The organism is Psychrobacillus sp. FSL K6-1464 (assembly GCF_038003145.1).
Classification (GTDB): Bacteria; Bacillota; Bacilli; order Bacillales_A; family Planococcaceae; genus Psychrobacillus; species Psychrobacillus psychrotolerans.
In genome coordinates, this window is sequence record NZ_JBBOOP010000001.1 from 919,564 (window position 1) to 933,161 (window position 13,598).

The 13,598-nt window shown below is 36.9% G+C and carries 13 protein-coding genes; 10 read left to right on the forward strand and 3 right to left on the reverse strand.

Annotated features, from left to right (window positions below; genetic code table 11):
* Positions 1–45: 45 nt before the first annotated feature.
* The 4 genes from MKX39_RS04375 to MKX39_RS04390 all read left to right on the forward strand — a co-directional run bounded on the left by MKX39_RS04375 (position 46) and on the right by MKX39_RS04390 (position 4,935).
* Entirely contained in the window at positions 46–1,191 is a 1,146-nt protein-coding gene (locus MKX39_RS04375; protein ID WP_340768516.1) for a polysaccharide pyruvyl transferase family protein, read from the forward strand.
* A gap of 1 nt (position 1,192) precedes the next feature.
* Positions 1,193–2,284, forward strand: a complete 1,092-nt coding sequence (locus MKX39_RS04380) for a glycosyltransferase (protein ID WP_340768517.1) — start codon at positions 1,193–1,195, stop codon at positions 2,282–2,284.
* The gene (gene murJ / locus MKX39_RS04385) at positions 2,284–3,816 is read left to right on the forward strand and encodes a murein biosynthesis integral membrane protein MurJ (RefSeq protein ID WP_340768518.1); all 1,533 of its coding nucleotides are present in this window, start codon (positions 2,284–2,286) and stop codon (positions 3,814–3,816) included. The genes MKX39_RS04380 and murJ overlap by 1 nt, the downstream gene beginning before the upstream one ends.
* Positions 3,817–3,885: 69 nt before the next feature.
* Positions 3,886–4,935: a glycosyltransferase family 4 protein gene (locus MKX39_RS04390; protein WP_340768519.1), complete on the forward strand. Its 1,050-nt coding sequence runs from the start codon at positions 3,886–3,888 to the stop codon at positions 4,933–4,935.
* A 136-nt stretch (positions 4,936–5,071) separates the two neighbouring features.
* Here MKX39_RS04390 and MKX39_RS04395 read toward each other — a convergent pair whose 3' ends face one another.
* Both MKX39_RS04395 and MKX39_RS04400 read right to left on the reverse strand, forming a co-directional pair.
* On the reverse strand, positions 5,072–6,118 hold the full coding sequence (locus MKX39_RS04395) for an LCP family protein (RefSeq protein WP_340768520.1): 1,047 nt from the start codon (positions 6,116–6,118) through the stop codon (positions 5,072–5,074).
* Positions 6,119–6,231: 113 nt separating this feature from the next.
* A complete protein-coding gene (locus tag MKX39_RS04400; RefSeq protein ID WP_340768522.1) occupies positions 6,232–6,867 on the reverse strand; it encodes a YigZ family protein in 636 nt (211 codons plus the stop codon).
* A gap of 140 nt (positions 6,868–7,007) precedes the next feature.
* Between MKX39_RS04400 and MKX39_RS04405 the strand changes: the two genes are divergently transcribed.
* Together MKX39_RS04405 and MKX39_RS04410 are read left to right on the forward strand one after the other, a co-directional pair.
* The gene (locus tag MKX39_RS04405) at positions 7,008–8,153 is read left to right on the forward strand and encodes a sensor histidine kinase (RefSeq protein ID WP_340768524.1); all 1,146 of its coding nucleotides are present in this window, start codon (positions 7,008–7,010) and stop codon (positions 8,151–8,153) included.
* 35 nt (positions 8,154–8,188) lie between these two features.
* Positions 8,189–8,863, forward strand: coding sequence for a response regulator (locus tag MKX39_RS04410; RefSeq protein ID WP_093537271.1), 675 nt, complete (start codon positions 8,189–8,191; stop codon positions 8,861–8,863).
* A 187-nt stretch (positions 8,864–9,050) separates the two neighbouring features.
* Here MKX39_RS04410 and MKX39_RS04415 read toward each other — a convergent pair whose 3' ends face one another.
* Entirely contained in the window at positions 9,051–9,968 is a 918-nt protein-coding gene (locus tag MKX39_RS04415) for a nuclease-related domain-containing protein (RefSeq protein ID WP_340768525.1), read from the reverse strand.
* A 130-nt stretch (positions 9,969–10,098) separates the two neighbouring features.
* On the opposite strand from MKX39_RS04415, the gene MKX39_RS04420 reads away from it, so the two are divergent.
* The 4 genes from MKX39_RS04420 (at position 10,099) to MKX39_RS04435 (ending at position 13,592) form a co-directional block, all read left to right on the forward strand.
* Positions 10,099–10,680 (forward strand): nuclear transport factor 2 family protein, encoded by a 582-nt coding sequence (locus tag MKX39_RS04420; RefSeq protein ID WP_093537273.1) that lies wholly within the window; start codon positions 10,099–10,101, stop codon positions 10,678–10,680.
* Positions 10,681–10,786: 106 nt separating this feature from the next.
* On the forward strand, positions 10,787–11,629 hold the full coding sequence (locus MKX39_RS04425; RefSeq protein ID WP_093537274.1) for a DegV family protein: 843 nt from the start codon (positions 10,787–10,789) through the stop codon (positions 11,627–11,629).
* 290 nt (positions 11,630–11,919) lie between these two features.
* Positions 11,920–12,969, forward strand: a complete 1,050-nt coding sequence (locus MKX39_RS04430; RefSeq protein ID WP_340768526.1) for a DEAD/DEAH box helicase — start codon at positions 11,920–11,922, stop codon at positions 12,967–12,969.
* Positions 12,969–13,592: a ComF family protein gene (locus tag MKX39_RS04435; RefSeq protein WP_340768527.1), complete on the forward strand. Its 624-nt coding sequence runs from the start codon at positions 12,969–12,971 to the stop codon at positions 13,590–13,592. The genes MKX39_RS04430 and MKX39_RS04435 overlap by 1 nt, the downstream gene beginning before the upstream one ends.
* Positions 13,593–13,598: the final 6 nt, after the last annotated feature.

The following is a 13,598-nucleotide window of genomic DNA, read 5'->3' on the forward strand; positions in this document are numbered from 1 at the left end:
TTATGTTATAATCAGATATTATAAAGACAAAAGGATGTTAAATAGATGAAAATAGGGATTGTGGGGAATTATGGGAATAATAATAATGGGGATGAAGCAATTCTATCAGGCATCCTTCAACAATTATTACATAATTTTCCTATACAAATAGAAGATATTACGGTTTTCAGTAACAATCCTCAACAAACTGTTAACCGTTATGGCGTAAAAAGTTATCCCCTCTACTATAAAAAGGGGAGGAATATCAATACTTTTATACATACGTACAAAAAAAATAGGAACTATATTAAATCACTGGATTTGTTGGTTATTGGCGGTGGTGGAATACTTATGGACTTTTATAAAAGAGAAGCTCAATTGTTTGGAACTTATGCATTAATGGCTAAGAATATGAGTGTTCCATACGTTGTATATGGCTGTGGTGCAGGTCCTATTCACACTTCTATGGGAAAATGGAGCTTAAGATTTATGTGTAGATTTGCAGATAGTATATCTGTAAGAGACCCACAATCGAAGCAACTTTTAGAAAGTATTGGTGTCAAAAGACCAATCACCATTATAGGAGATCCAGCATTTACCTTAAAACCAACATCAACTTCAAAGACTTACAATTCAACTCCAACTAAAATAGGGGTTTCTGCAGTGCCTTTCTTCAATTCCAATTATTGGCCACAGGGCAGTGAATCTAAATACAAGGCTTATATAAATGCAATGGCAAAAAATTTAGATAAACTAGCAGAAGCGCATGATGTAGAGTTTACTTTTTTCGCAACTAAGTTTCCTCAAGATGTGGATGCGACAAAACATATTAAAAACTCGATGAAATACAAAGAGCATGTCCAGATTATTGATAAAAATCTAATGCCACAAGAAATACTAGAAATAACTAACTTACAAGATGTTGTTATTGGAACTAGATTACATTCACTTATTCTAGCTAGTGCAACAGCCACACCTATCATTGCGGTTTCTTATCATAAAAAAGTAAACGATTTTATGCATTTAGCGGGCTTAGGAGAATACTGTTTTAGTATGGATAGTATTGAACACAGTGAACTTATGTTTAAAGATTCTTTTAGTAAGATGAAAAAAGATTGGGATGGAACCGTAGAAAATACAAAAAAACTTTCCACTCATTTTAATGAAGAAGCTCGCAAAGGAGCTTCACAATTTACGAAGGCAGTGAGATAATATGAAGAAAATTTTTGTTATTAGTAATATGTATCCTACATCCAATCACCTATCCTATGGTATTTTCGTGAAAAATCAGGTGGAAGCTTTAAGAAAAGCGGGTATGGACGTCGAAATAGGAGCAAATACAAATCCGGCAACAGGGATGAAAAATGCTCTTAAAAAGTATACTTTATGGGCACTAAAGGTTATGAAAAAAGGAATATTCCAAAAAAAGAGTATTTCTATCACTCATGCACATTATGTATTTCCGTCAGGAGTTTTTTCATTATTCTTAAAGAAATTATTTAAAATTCCTTATGTAGTAACAGCACACGGCGGAGATATTGAAAAGATGGCAAAGAAAAATGCCACTATTCGAAAATGGACGACTACTATCTTACAAGAAAGTGCACATATCATAGCTGTTGGGCCGACCCTTGCAGAGCAAATTGAAATAGACTTTCAGGTGCCTAAGGATAAAATTACGATTATGAGTATGGGTGTTAGTCGAGAAGTTTTCAAGATTGGCGATCAAAGCGAAGCAAGAAAACTTCTAAAATTATCATCAGATGAATTCCTATTCTCTTTTGTAGGAAATGTGATTAGACAAAAAGGTGTAGAAGAATTACTTCAAGCTTTTCAACAGGTTAAATTAGCTACAAATAGGAAAGTAAAACTAGCTATAATTGGCTCACGTCGAGATACATCCTTTATGGAAAAAATAGCACCTCTTTTAAACGACGATGTGCTATTAATTGATCCTGTTAAACAAGCAGATCTTGTCACATGGTTTCAAGCAAGTGATGTTTTTGTGCTGCCATCACATATTGAGGGCTTTGGATTAGTCGCTTTAGAGGCTATCGCATGTGGTATACCAGTTATTGCTTCGGACGTAGGGGGATTGTCTTCCTTATTAGCCAATGATGCAGGTCATTTAGTAGCTTCGCAAAATGCAAGCGCCCTAAAAGAGGAAATGTTAAAATCACTGGAATTTGAAAACTATTTTAATAGTAAAGAAACTGAGAAGATATTATATAAGCATGATGAAAAAAATATTATAAAAGATCTAATATCAATCTATGAGACTGCTGTTCCTGAGGGTAACAAATAGTGAATACATTTTTAAAAATTGTAGGAGCAGTAGCAGTTATAAATATAGTTGCTAGATTGTTTGGTTTTTTAAGAGAAATGATTATAGGCTATCAGTACGGTACTAGCTATATAGCAGACAGTATTTTTACCGCGTACACAATTCCAAATTTCCTCTATTTAGTAATTGGTGGTGCATTTACTACTGCTTTCATATCCATATACAATCAAAAAAAAACAGATCAAGGATTATTTGTTAAACAAGCATTTACAACTGTAATTACGACAATTATTATAATTACTATCCTAATGTTATTGGCAACGAATCCAATATTGAATCTATTTTTCGGAGAAATGTCTGATGAAGAAAGTAGACTCGCTAGAAATTTGTTTTATTGGATGATGCCATCAACAATCTTCTTAGTCTTATCAACTTGGCTTAGTGGCATGTTAAATGTTAATGGCAAGTTTCACTTATCTAGTATCTCCATTCTTCTATACAATGCAGTATTCTTAATAATTTCCGTAGTGAGTTCTTATTGGATAGGACCAATCGCATATGGAATAGGCGCTTTAATCAGTGCATTGATCATGGTTGGATTTCTTATAAAAGGGTATAGAAAGCTAGAGAAGTTTCCAATTGGTGTATCTTTTCAACAAACCTGGACAACAAAACAACTTTGGAGGCTTGCACTTCCAATTATGCTTGGTGGAGCAACGATTCAATTTTATGCACTCATTCAGCGTATATTTTCAGCAACTCTATCAGATGGGTTTGTTTCGGCAGTAAATTATGCGACGAAGCTTACACAATTCCCACAAGCTATATTGATGACAGCAGTGACGACAGTAATATATCCAATGTTAAGTAAAAAAGTTGCTGAGAAAGATCATAATGCAGTAAAGAAAATATATACTAGTGGACTTAGATATTTAGTTATACTGTTAGTACCGGTGACCATTTTTTCCTTTTTTTATGCTGAAAACCTTATTCAAATTATATTTGAATACGGAAATTTTGATGAGGTCTCTACTGCTATAACAGCGCCAATTTTAGAAATATTTTTATTAACCATGTTCTTCTTAGCTGCGAATACGTATGTGACAAGATTCTATTATGCAAAAGGGAACTCAATTACACCAGTCATCTTTAGTATTATTAATGTCTTTGTTATTAATATAATTATAATTTATTTCTTTATTGACTCTATTGGAGCAATGGCTATAGCATGGGGAACCTTAATTTCTTCCGTTATAAATTTCATTATGTTATTTGTATATGCTAACAAGAAATATGAGTTAACCTTTTTTAATAGCTGGAACAAAGGAATTGGAAAGATATTTGTTGCGATTTTATTAATGGGATTTGTAACATATTTTTCAAACGAATTTATTCAATTATCTTCTAAATGGTTAACATTTTTGGTTGGATTGAGTATATTTGGATTCAGTTATGTGTGTTTCTTCCTATTGCTTAAAGTTGCTGAAGCAAATATAATTTTGATGAAACTAAAAAGTAGTATAAAACGTCTTATAAATATAAAAAATAAATGATATTATGTATATTTCCATGTTATAATGTATTGGATTTGAATAATACAGATTTAGATGAGGAGGAGAGACATGCTTGCCTTTACACTAGTGTTGGCATTTGTCGCATCCGTACTATTTACACCACTTGTAAAAAAATTAGCGTTTCGCGTTGGAGCAGTAGATAAACCAAACTATAGAAAAGTTCATGCTAAGATTATGCCGAGACTAGGTGGATTAGCTATCTTTATGGCCTTCCTGGTTGCTTTTTTTGTTTATAGACCCGATGGTCAATATGACAAAGCAATGTTACTTGGAGCGTTAATAATTATCATTACAGGTGCTTTAGATGATATGTTTGAGATTACAGCAAAAGCAAAATTACTTGGGCAACTTTTAGCAGCCTCAAGTGTTGCCATATATGGGGGACTACAAATTGAGTTTATAAACATTCCATTTATAGGCTATGAATTACAGTTTGGTTATTTTGCAATCCCGCTTACTATTTTATGGATTATAGCTATTACAAATGCAATAAATTTAATCGATGGTTTAGATGGATTGGCAGCTGGTGTTTCTGCCATAGCACTTTTAACACTATCAGGAATGGCTATTATAATGGGGACTCCATTTGTTGCTGCAATGGCAGCTATATTGGCAGCTAGCACATTAGGTTTCTTAGTATTTAACTTTTATCCTGCGAAGATTTTCATGGGAGATACAGGTGCACTGTTCCTTGGGTATATGATATCAGTACTTGCATTACTTGGATTTAAAGGTATAACAATGTTTGCATTGATCATCCCTATAATAATGCTTGGTGTACCTATTTCAGATACATTCTTTGCAATTGTTAGAAGATATCGCTCAAAACAGCCATTAATGGCTCCAGATAAATCTCATTTACATCATTGCTTATTAAATGTAGGATTTACACATCGTCAAACAGTTCTTATCATTTATGCAATAGCTGCAATGTTTGGTATTGCGGCATTAATATTCTCACAAGCAACAATGTGGGGAGCAATCCTCTTGCTAGTTGTTATGCTTATAGCGATTGAATTATTTGTAGAAGCAGTTGGTTTAGCAGGAAAAAATTATAGACCACTCTTAAATTTAGTAAAAATAATAGGTAGATCATAAAAAAACCTTTCATTCTATTATATAGAATGAAAGGTTTTTTTATGTTTATAGAGAATAAAAGATTATTAGAATATGTTATGGTGAATGAAAAAGGAGCTAAGAAGAAAATATATTTCTTCTTAGCTCCTTATCTTTGCTAAGGGCGACTATCTGCTGCATAATTACTGTTTGTATCGGAATTATTGCCTGAAATATTACTTGTTTCTGGCTGTAATCCAAGATGGCTTTTAAGAATATCTCTCGTTTCATCAAGGCTTTCATCGTCTAATTTCCAATAATAAACACCAGTTGACATATCATCATAACCTTCAAGAGATAGAGTATCTATTTGTGGCATTCCCTTTTTAATATATTCAAAGAAGGATTTCATTTCATCAAATGTTAAATCAGTCTTCATATTTTCTCCGACAGCATCAATCACTTCACCGTATTTAGTAAAGGACGAGGCAGAACTAGCTTTCTTAATAATAGAAGAAAGGATCATTTGTTGACGTTTCCCTCGTTCAATATCATTATCAAGTTTTCGAGTTCTAGCTAAAGCTAATGCTTCTCGACCGTCAAGCTCTTGTAATCCAGGGTTTAATGCAACTGTACGTTGATCGTTCTCATCTTTTTCTAGTAACTTATAAGGAACCTCGGCTTCGATTCCTCCTAACGCATCGATAACATCGATAAATGCATCAAAGTTCATTTTCACATAATAGTCTACTGGTACTTCTAGTAAATCTTCAATTGTTTCTATAGAAGCTCTAGTCCCACCATATGAATGAGCATGGGTAATTTTATCTTCATACCCGACTTCATCTATATAAACATATGAATCACGCGGGACACTTACTAATTTTACGGTTTTGGTCTTGTTGTTCAGCGTAGCTAGCATGAGTGCATCAGAGCGGCTGTTTGTGTCACCTTGACCACGTTGCTCACTATCGTCAATTCCTATAAAAAGAACTGAGACATTATCATTCAATGGTTCAACTTTCTCATCGCGTAATGGAGATTGATCCCGATTATCCACAATTTCAAAAGCTTTGTCTGCAGCAGTTTCTGCCTTTTTGGTTAAGAAAACTGCATAGGTAGATAAAGAAATAAGTAAGGACCCAATTACTATAAGAGAAACGGTTAAGAATTTGCGCTTCTTACTACTTTTCTTTTTCTCCTTTTTATATGCTCTTCTATTCATTTTTATAATCTCCCTTTATTCTAGATAACGCTAATAAGACGAAGAATCGACAAAATAGTTTCTTAAAATTTGGCATGCCCCTTATTATACTATGAATTTGATTATAGGTAAATTTATTTCATTACGAATTCCAAAAACTCTTTTTCGACAAGTTCGACTTTCGCCTGTCCATTAGTCATTTCAGCCATCCAGTTAATAAAGGTTTCTTCTTCATATGCTTTTGTAAATACCATTACTTCGACAAGATCCGCATAGTTAATCTCTTTTAGAGGATAGACGGAGTTCCGAACTTCATTTTCCACTTTTCCTAGCCATGTGTAGTCTATAGAGATCTTCATCAGATGATGCAGCTTTCGTTCCACCACTTTTGCGGCGTCAATTCCTTCTGTAGTTGCTTTCCCGTAAGCTCTGATAAGTCCGCCACCACCGAGCTTAATACCCCCAAAGTAACGAGTGACGACAACAACTGTATCCTGTAGACCCTGTTTCTTCAATACTTCGAGCATTGGGACTCCTGCAGTTCCACTTGGTTCCCCATCATCATTGGCTTTTTGTATATTGTCATGCTCGCCAATAATGTAAGCAGAGCAGTTATGATTAGCACTTTTATGCTTTTCTTTGATATTATTAATAAAATCTTGCGCTTGTTGTTCTGTTTCAGCCCGGCTCACATACGTTAGAAAACGTGATTTTTGAATGATTAATTCGCTCTCGCCACAGCCTTGGATAGTATGGTAATCTTTTCTCATAGATATATTTCCCCTCCTGATTCTATTGAAACATAGTTGTAAAGTAATTTTAATTTATTTTTAGTCACTTAGTGCTATAATAGGACATGTCATCATTTGTGAATGAGGACTCATTTGGGCGCATAAAGGAGAAAAAACAGATGACGAATATGAATTTTGAAACGCAATCGTTAGATGTTATTTTCGATCGAATGGTCGAAGTGATGGATCATTCGAAAAAGGATATATTCATTATAAGCGAACAGAGTCGACAAAGCTTTGAAGAAATGAAAGTGGAGTTAGAAATTATTCGTGGAGATATCGAGACAATTATTATAGAAGGAGATTTGCTCGAATCAAAATCGAGGCACTCCCGAAATCGATTAGCTGAGGTTTCCAAGAATTTTGACTCGTACGATGAACCACAAGTTCGCCAAGCCTACGAAACTGCAAATGAAATTCAAATAAATCTTCTCATCAAACGTAGTGAGGAACGTCAGCTTAGACTTAGAAGAGATGATTTAGAACGCAGATTACAGGGCTTGCTAGAAATGATTGAACGTGCCGATCATCTGGTCAATCAGGTGAATATCGTCATGAATTACTTAACATCCGATTTGAAAAATGTAGGAGCAGCACTTGAAAATGCAAAAATTAAACAAGATTTCACCTTGAAAATTATCGAAGCGCAAGAAGAAGAGCGTAAAAGACTTTCAAGGGAAATTCATGATGGCCCTGCGCAAATGCTAGCGAATGTTCTTCTTAGAACAGACCTAATCAATCTTACATATCAGCAGCGTGGTGGAGAAGCAGCGATGAAAGAAATTTTAGACCTAAAAAAAATGGTTCGTGATGCTCTTTCAGAAGTACGTCGTATTATTTACGATCTACGACCTATGGCATTAGACGATTTAGGTTTAATACCAACACTTCGAAAGTATATAACAACAATCGAAGAATACAACCCAACAGGTAGGATTAATTTCCAAAACTTTGGAGAAGAGAAAAGACTAGATACCAATTTTGAAGTAGCCATTTTCCGTATTGTCCAAGAGTGCTTAACGAATGGAACTAAACACGGGAAGTTTACTGAAGCTTGGGTGAAAGTAGAATGGTTGAAACAAAAGATAAATATTATCGTCAAAGATAATGGAGCTGGTTTTGATCCAGAAGTAGCAAAAGAAAAATCCTTTGGTTTAATCGGAATGAAGGAACGAGTGGATTTGTTAGAAGGATCGATGAAAGTTATATCATCCCCTGGTAAAGGAACTAGTATTTTGTTTAGTATTCCATTAAATGAGGAATAGTAAATATGGCTTTTTAATTATAGGAGGAAATGAACATGACAAAAATTATAATCATAGATGATCACCAACTATTTCGCGAAGGAGTAAAACGTATTTTAGACTTTGAAGACTCTTTCGAAGTAATAGCAGAAGGTGACGACGGCCATGACGTTTTAAGTCTTTATGAAAAATATCTTCCAGATGTAGTATTGATGGATATCAATATGCCTACTAAAAATGGCGTAGAGGCTACAGGAGAATTACTAGTGAAATTCCCTGATGCAAAAGTAATCATCCTTTCTATCCATGATGATGAGTCATACGTATCACACGCACTAAAAACAGGTGCTCTTGGATACATGCTAAAAGAAATGGATGCCAATGCAATTGTCTCTGCTATCAAAGTAGTAGCAAAAGGCGGTTCATACTTACATCCAAAAGTTACTAAGAACCTTGTTGCAGAATTCCGTCGCTTAAGCGAGCGCGAAAACAAAGGGAACTTCCATCAAACAGAAATTCGTCGTCCATTCCATTTACTTACAAAACGTGAATGCGAAGTACTTCAATTGCTAACAGATGGCCAAAGTAACCGCACAATCGGAGAAACACTATTCATCTCCGAAAAAACCGTAAAAAATCACGTATCCAGCATCCTTCAAAAAATGAACGTAAACGACCGCACCCAAGCCGTAGTAACCGGCATCAAAAATGGTTGGGTTGAAGTACGCTAATAATTATATAAAGAATCCCACTCCAGTTTTGGAGTGGGATTTTGTTTTTGGAAAAATAAAAATGAGAAAGTTGCGCCAAACGAAGTGAATGTTGCGAATAAAGTCACCAATGTTGCGAGAAACCACTTGGAAGTTGTGAAACCACCTCGGAACGTTGCGCATCGCAAAATCATCACTCCCGATTCAATCACTTCTCCACAAAATACCGACTAGGACCAGATCCATATGCTATCAAATCCATACTATTCAACATACGCGAAGCGCTATATTTAGAATCTATCATACAAAATCTCCGAAACTCTTTACTAGTAATTTTTTTATCAATTAGCCGAAAGTAATCTCTTACAGCCGATATATGTGCATAGCGATCATTTTTCCCGCAAGCCAAACAATGCCAAGTAGTGTATACACGTCGCATCCCCAAAACCCCACAACCAGGACACTCCACCCCTGGCCGAATCTCGCTAGCATTAATTCGATAATATTCACAAAGTGGGGGATACTCAAAAGTAGACCTATTCTCTAACAACAGCTTCTGAATCACATCTAACTGTTCTCCAGAAAAACCAACAACACCAGAACTATTGTAAATCTGTGTCACTCTCTCAACCATGCTCTCTAACTTATAAATGGGATAATGGGTAGGTTTTTTCATAATGCGGCAGGACTTAGCGGTCATGATAACTGCACCAGTCACTTTCATTTGTGGGTGGGTCTTTCGTAGAAGTTCTTTCATGAAGCGAATATTTCGCATCAATTGAAAATACGGATTAGAAATGGGGGTCTCTGTTCCATTTTCATCTTTATAAAATTCATCTAACTCTTCATTAAAATACAAGCGTCCACTTATATTCTTCGACTCCAACACTATACAACATCGGTCGGTCACTAAAAGACAATCTATCTGCACTTTCCAATCATCCAACTCCAAGCAGACATCCGAGAAAACGCGAAACTTACCATGCAAACGTAACTCCCTCAATCTCTCAACAAGTCGATCCTCTCCGCGCACTCCAGCATCCATTTTCCGAATCTCTTCACGAATAAATTCAAAAGACGGAGCTCCATCATTCAACCTTTTCAACAAAGTAAAATGTCCACTCAATCCTTCAGCTCCTTTCTACCTATATCTTACATTCCAATACCGGAATATTCTACCTATTTTAAATGGGAACTTAATAATTGAGTTTTCGTCCTAATTATGACAAAATAACCTTCAGCAGGAGGAGACATATATGAAAATAATCCAAGCAATTACACTCGCGGCCTTCACACTAACGCTGGCAGCTTGCAATAGTAACGACGAAACAGCACAAAACGCTAATTCCGCAACCGACATCGCTCCAACGAACACACAAACAACAACGGATCACGGTGCAGAAGATAAAAGCGAAACCAATATAGGCTTCGAATTGTCAGGTGACAATATTGAAGAAGCAACAAATGTACCAGAAAAAGAAAAAACAGCATTACTCGAATCTTTCACGGAATACATGGAATCATTTAACGCAGAAGACCCAGAACGCTATATGAACACAATTTCCAAAAATCCAGAAGGCTTTAACTACGACGCTGAAAAAGTCAAAGTAGAAGAAACGTTCAACGACTTTAACACGATCCGTACAGCTGATAATATTACGATTATCGAATACGATAAATCACAAGCGCAAGTATTCTCCAATATCCATACTTCTTTTGAACAAATGGACACAGGTGCTAAACTTGAACAGAACGGACGCCAGGTAACTGTATTTGTCAAAGAAGATGGCAAATGGCTAGTTTCTAGCGTCTACTATATAGGCGAAACAACTGAATAACAACGTATTCCCCAGACATATATGACAAATATCATGTTTGGGCTTTTTTATGCTTTCATTTCTACCAATTATTCAGTAAACTACAAGTAGGAGTGTGATTTATTAAATGAAGACAGCAATCGTAACCGACAGCACCGCATATATCCCGAAAGAAATTCGTGACCAACTGAATATTCATATGGTGCCGCTAAGCGTTGTCATCGGAAATGACACCTATCAAGAAGAAATCGACATTAACACCACAGAATTCTACGATAAAATCCGTAAAGGTGGAGCGCTTCCAAAGACATCGCAACCAGCCTTAGGAACATTTATCGAAACATATGAAAAGCTAGCAAAAGAGAACGACGCAGTTATCTCTATCCATCTATCTAGTGGTATCAGCGGAACACTTGCTGGAGCAGAACAAGCAGGAGAAATGGTAGCTGACCTTGATGTACGAACATTCGACACAGAAATTTCCTGTATGGTCCAAGGCTTCTACGTACTTAAAGCTGCTGAAATGGCTGAACAAGGTGCTTCACCGGATGCCATCCTACAAGAACTAAACAACATGAAACAAACGATGCGTGCATATTTTATGGTCGACAATCTAGACCATCTTCACCGCGGAGGAAGACTAACTGGCTTCGAACGCGTCATCGGTTCCGTACTGCAAGTAAAACCGATTCTACACTTTGAAAACAAAGTCATTGTACCATTTGAAAAAGTTCGTACTCGTAAAAAAGCGATGAAACGTATTTCGGACATGCTTCAAGAAGACTCAAACAAATTCAACATAAAAGCGACAATCATTCATGCTAACTACGAAAACGAAGCAATCGCATGGAAAGAAGAACTTCAAGCAACAATGCCAAACGTAGACTTCACGATTAGCTACTTCGGTCCCGTAATCGGTACACATCTTGGGGAAGGGTCCATGGGTCTCGGTTGGTACAAGATTAACTAATGAGGTGAATGCTCATGAACAAACAGCTCCAACAATTTCTAACCGGCCGCATATGGCTTCGCGAACACACCCCATTCCCACGCGAAGTCATCGACGCCCACATCGACTCCGGTCACATCCACCTAAAGCCTGGAGTCCTCACAAAATCAGATTCCAACCTTTTTTGGCAATCAAACATGAACACCTGCAACAGATGCCACAATACGAACCCATCCTTATTTCACTCATTCAACTGTGCCCTTTGCAACAAAATTTGTACGTATTGCCGCCATTGTATCCGAATGGGGCGGGTGAGTAGTTGTTCTGAATTACTCCTTTGGGACAAGCAGCATGCTCGCAGCGCGAACGCACATGTCTTTGCATGGAGCGGCCAGCTTACACCTCTTCAACAAAAGGCGAATGAAGAACTACTTGCTAGTGTCGAGCAAAACCAATCCCACCTAGTCCATGCAGTATGCGGAGCAGGAAAAACAGAACTCCTATTTCCAGCTATCTTTGCATGTTTACAAGCTGGCAAAAGAGTTTGCGTTGCTGCCCCAAGGACCGATGTTATTTTAGAGCTATTCCCTCGATTCCAGAAAGTCTTCCCAGACACAACGATCCACGCATTATTCGGTGGAGCACCTGACCAACAAGGATTTCCTGAACTCATACTAGCAACAACACACCAACTCTATAGATTTGAAAATGCCTTCGACGTCGTATTTGTCGACGAAGCAGATGCCTTTCCTTACTATGCTGATGAAACCCTCCAAAAAGCAGTTACTAAAGCCGCAAAACCAGAAACTGCCATACATTATGTAACAGCTACTCCAACTAAATCATTAAAAACAAGCAACCAATCTATTCTCACAAGAAGATATCACGGCTACGACCTTCCAGTACCTAAATTTGTAAGTCTATGGGGTTACGCTCGGCAACTCAAAAAAGGAAAAATTCCTCTGAAAATACAAAACTGGATAAATGAAAAGATAGAAACAAACACGCCTTTTCTTATCTTCTTGCCTACTATCGAAATGCTTGAGAACTTCCCAGGTGATTTACCAAGGGTTCATGCAGAGCACCCAGATAGAAAAGAACTAGTTATGCAATTACGCGAAAAGAAAATCCCTGGCTTACTAACAACGACCATATTAGAAAGAGGAGTTACTATTGAAAACGTGCATGTAGCTGTAGTTGGAGCAGAGCAGCCCATCTTCACCTCCAGTGCGCTCATTCAAATAAGTGGACGAGTCGGTAGATCAGCACAGTATCCAGATGGAGATATTACTTTTTTTCATCACGGGATAAGCAGAGATATGGATAAAGCGCAGGATGCGATTGAAGGGTGGAATCTTTGATGACCTGTTTAATCTGTGGCACACTTTACCAACCATCAGCAACCTGGTCGAAGCTTTTTTTATACGAGGTGGATTCTTCTACTTGCAAGAGATGCTTCGCAAAATTTGAAATCTCAAAGTCGACCATCGATTTTACCAATTTCCTAGACACTCCTTATGAAGGAGCAGTAGACTCAGTCTTTTGTCTATACACTTATAACGAACCGATGAAAGAATATCTACACCAGTACAAATTCCTCCAGGACGTTGCATTAGCAAAAGTATTTTCGGGGAAGTTACAACAAGCATTTCAGAAGAAAGAAGGCATTGTCGTACCCATTCCAATGCACCCAGAAAAACTAAAGTTACGTACATTCTCTCAAGTAGACGAGCTCCTAAATGCAGCACAAATTCCTTTTCAACAAGTACTTACCAAAACAACATCCGATTCTCAAGGGAAGAAAACAAAAAAAGAACGATTAAAAACAACTAATCTTTTCGAAGTAATAAGGACCATCGAAGCAGCAAATTATATTTTATTCGACGATATATACACAACTGGCGCTACCATCCATCATGCAGCGAAGATATTAAAGGATGCGGGTGCCAAAAGAGTCGACGCAATCACTTTAATAAAAGGGTAACTTGCC

Coding starts and splice junctions, on each gene's coding strand:
- MKX39_RS04375 (WP_340768516.1), top strand. CDS start 46: ATGAAAATAGGGATTGTGGGGAATTATGGGAATAATAATAATGGGGAT.
- MKX39_RS04380 (WP_340768517.1), top strand. CDS start 1,193: ATGAAGAAAATTTTTGTTATTAGTAATATGTATCCTACATCCAATCAC.
- MKX39_RS04390 (WP_340768519.1), top strand. CDS start 3,886: ATGCTTGCCTTTACACTAGTGTTGGCATTTGTCGCATCCGTACTATTT.
- MKX39_RS04395 (WP_340768520.1), bottom strand. CDS start 6,118: ATGAATAGAAGAGCATATAAAAAGGAGAAAAAGAAAAGTAGTAAGAAG.
- MKX39_RS04400 (WP_340768522.1), bottom strand. CDS start 6,867: ATGAGAAAAGATTACCATACTATCCAAGGCTGTGGCGAGAGCGAATTA.
- MKX39_RS04405 (WP_340768524.1), top strand. CDS start 7,008: ATGACGAATATGAATTTTGAAACGCAATCGTTAGATGTTATTTTCGAT.
- MKX39_RS04410 (WP_093537271.1), top strand. CDS start 8,189: ATGACAAAAATTATAATCATAGATGATCACCAACTATTTCGCGAAGGA.
- MKX39_RS04420 (WP_093537273.1), top strand. CDS start 10,099: ATGAAAATAATCCAAGCAATTACACTCGCGGCCTTCACACTAACGCTG.
- MKX39_RS04425 (WP_093537274.1), top strand. CDS start 10,787: ATGAAGACAGCAATCGTAACCGACAGCACCGCATATATCCCGAAAGAA.
- MKX39_RS04435 (WP_340768527.1), top strand. CDS start 12,969: ATGACCTGTTTAATCTGTGGCACACTTTACCAACCATCAGCAACCTGG.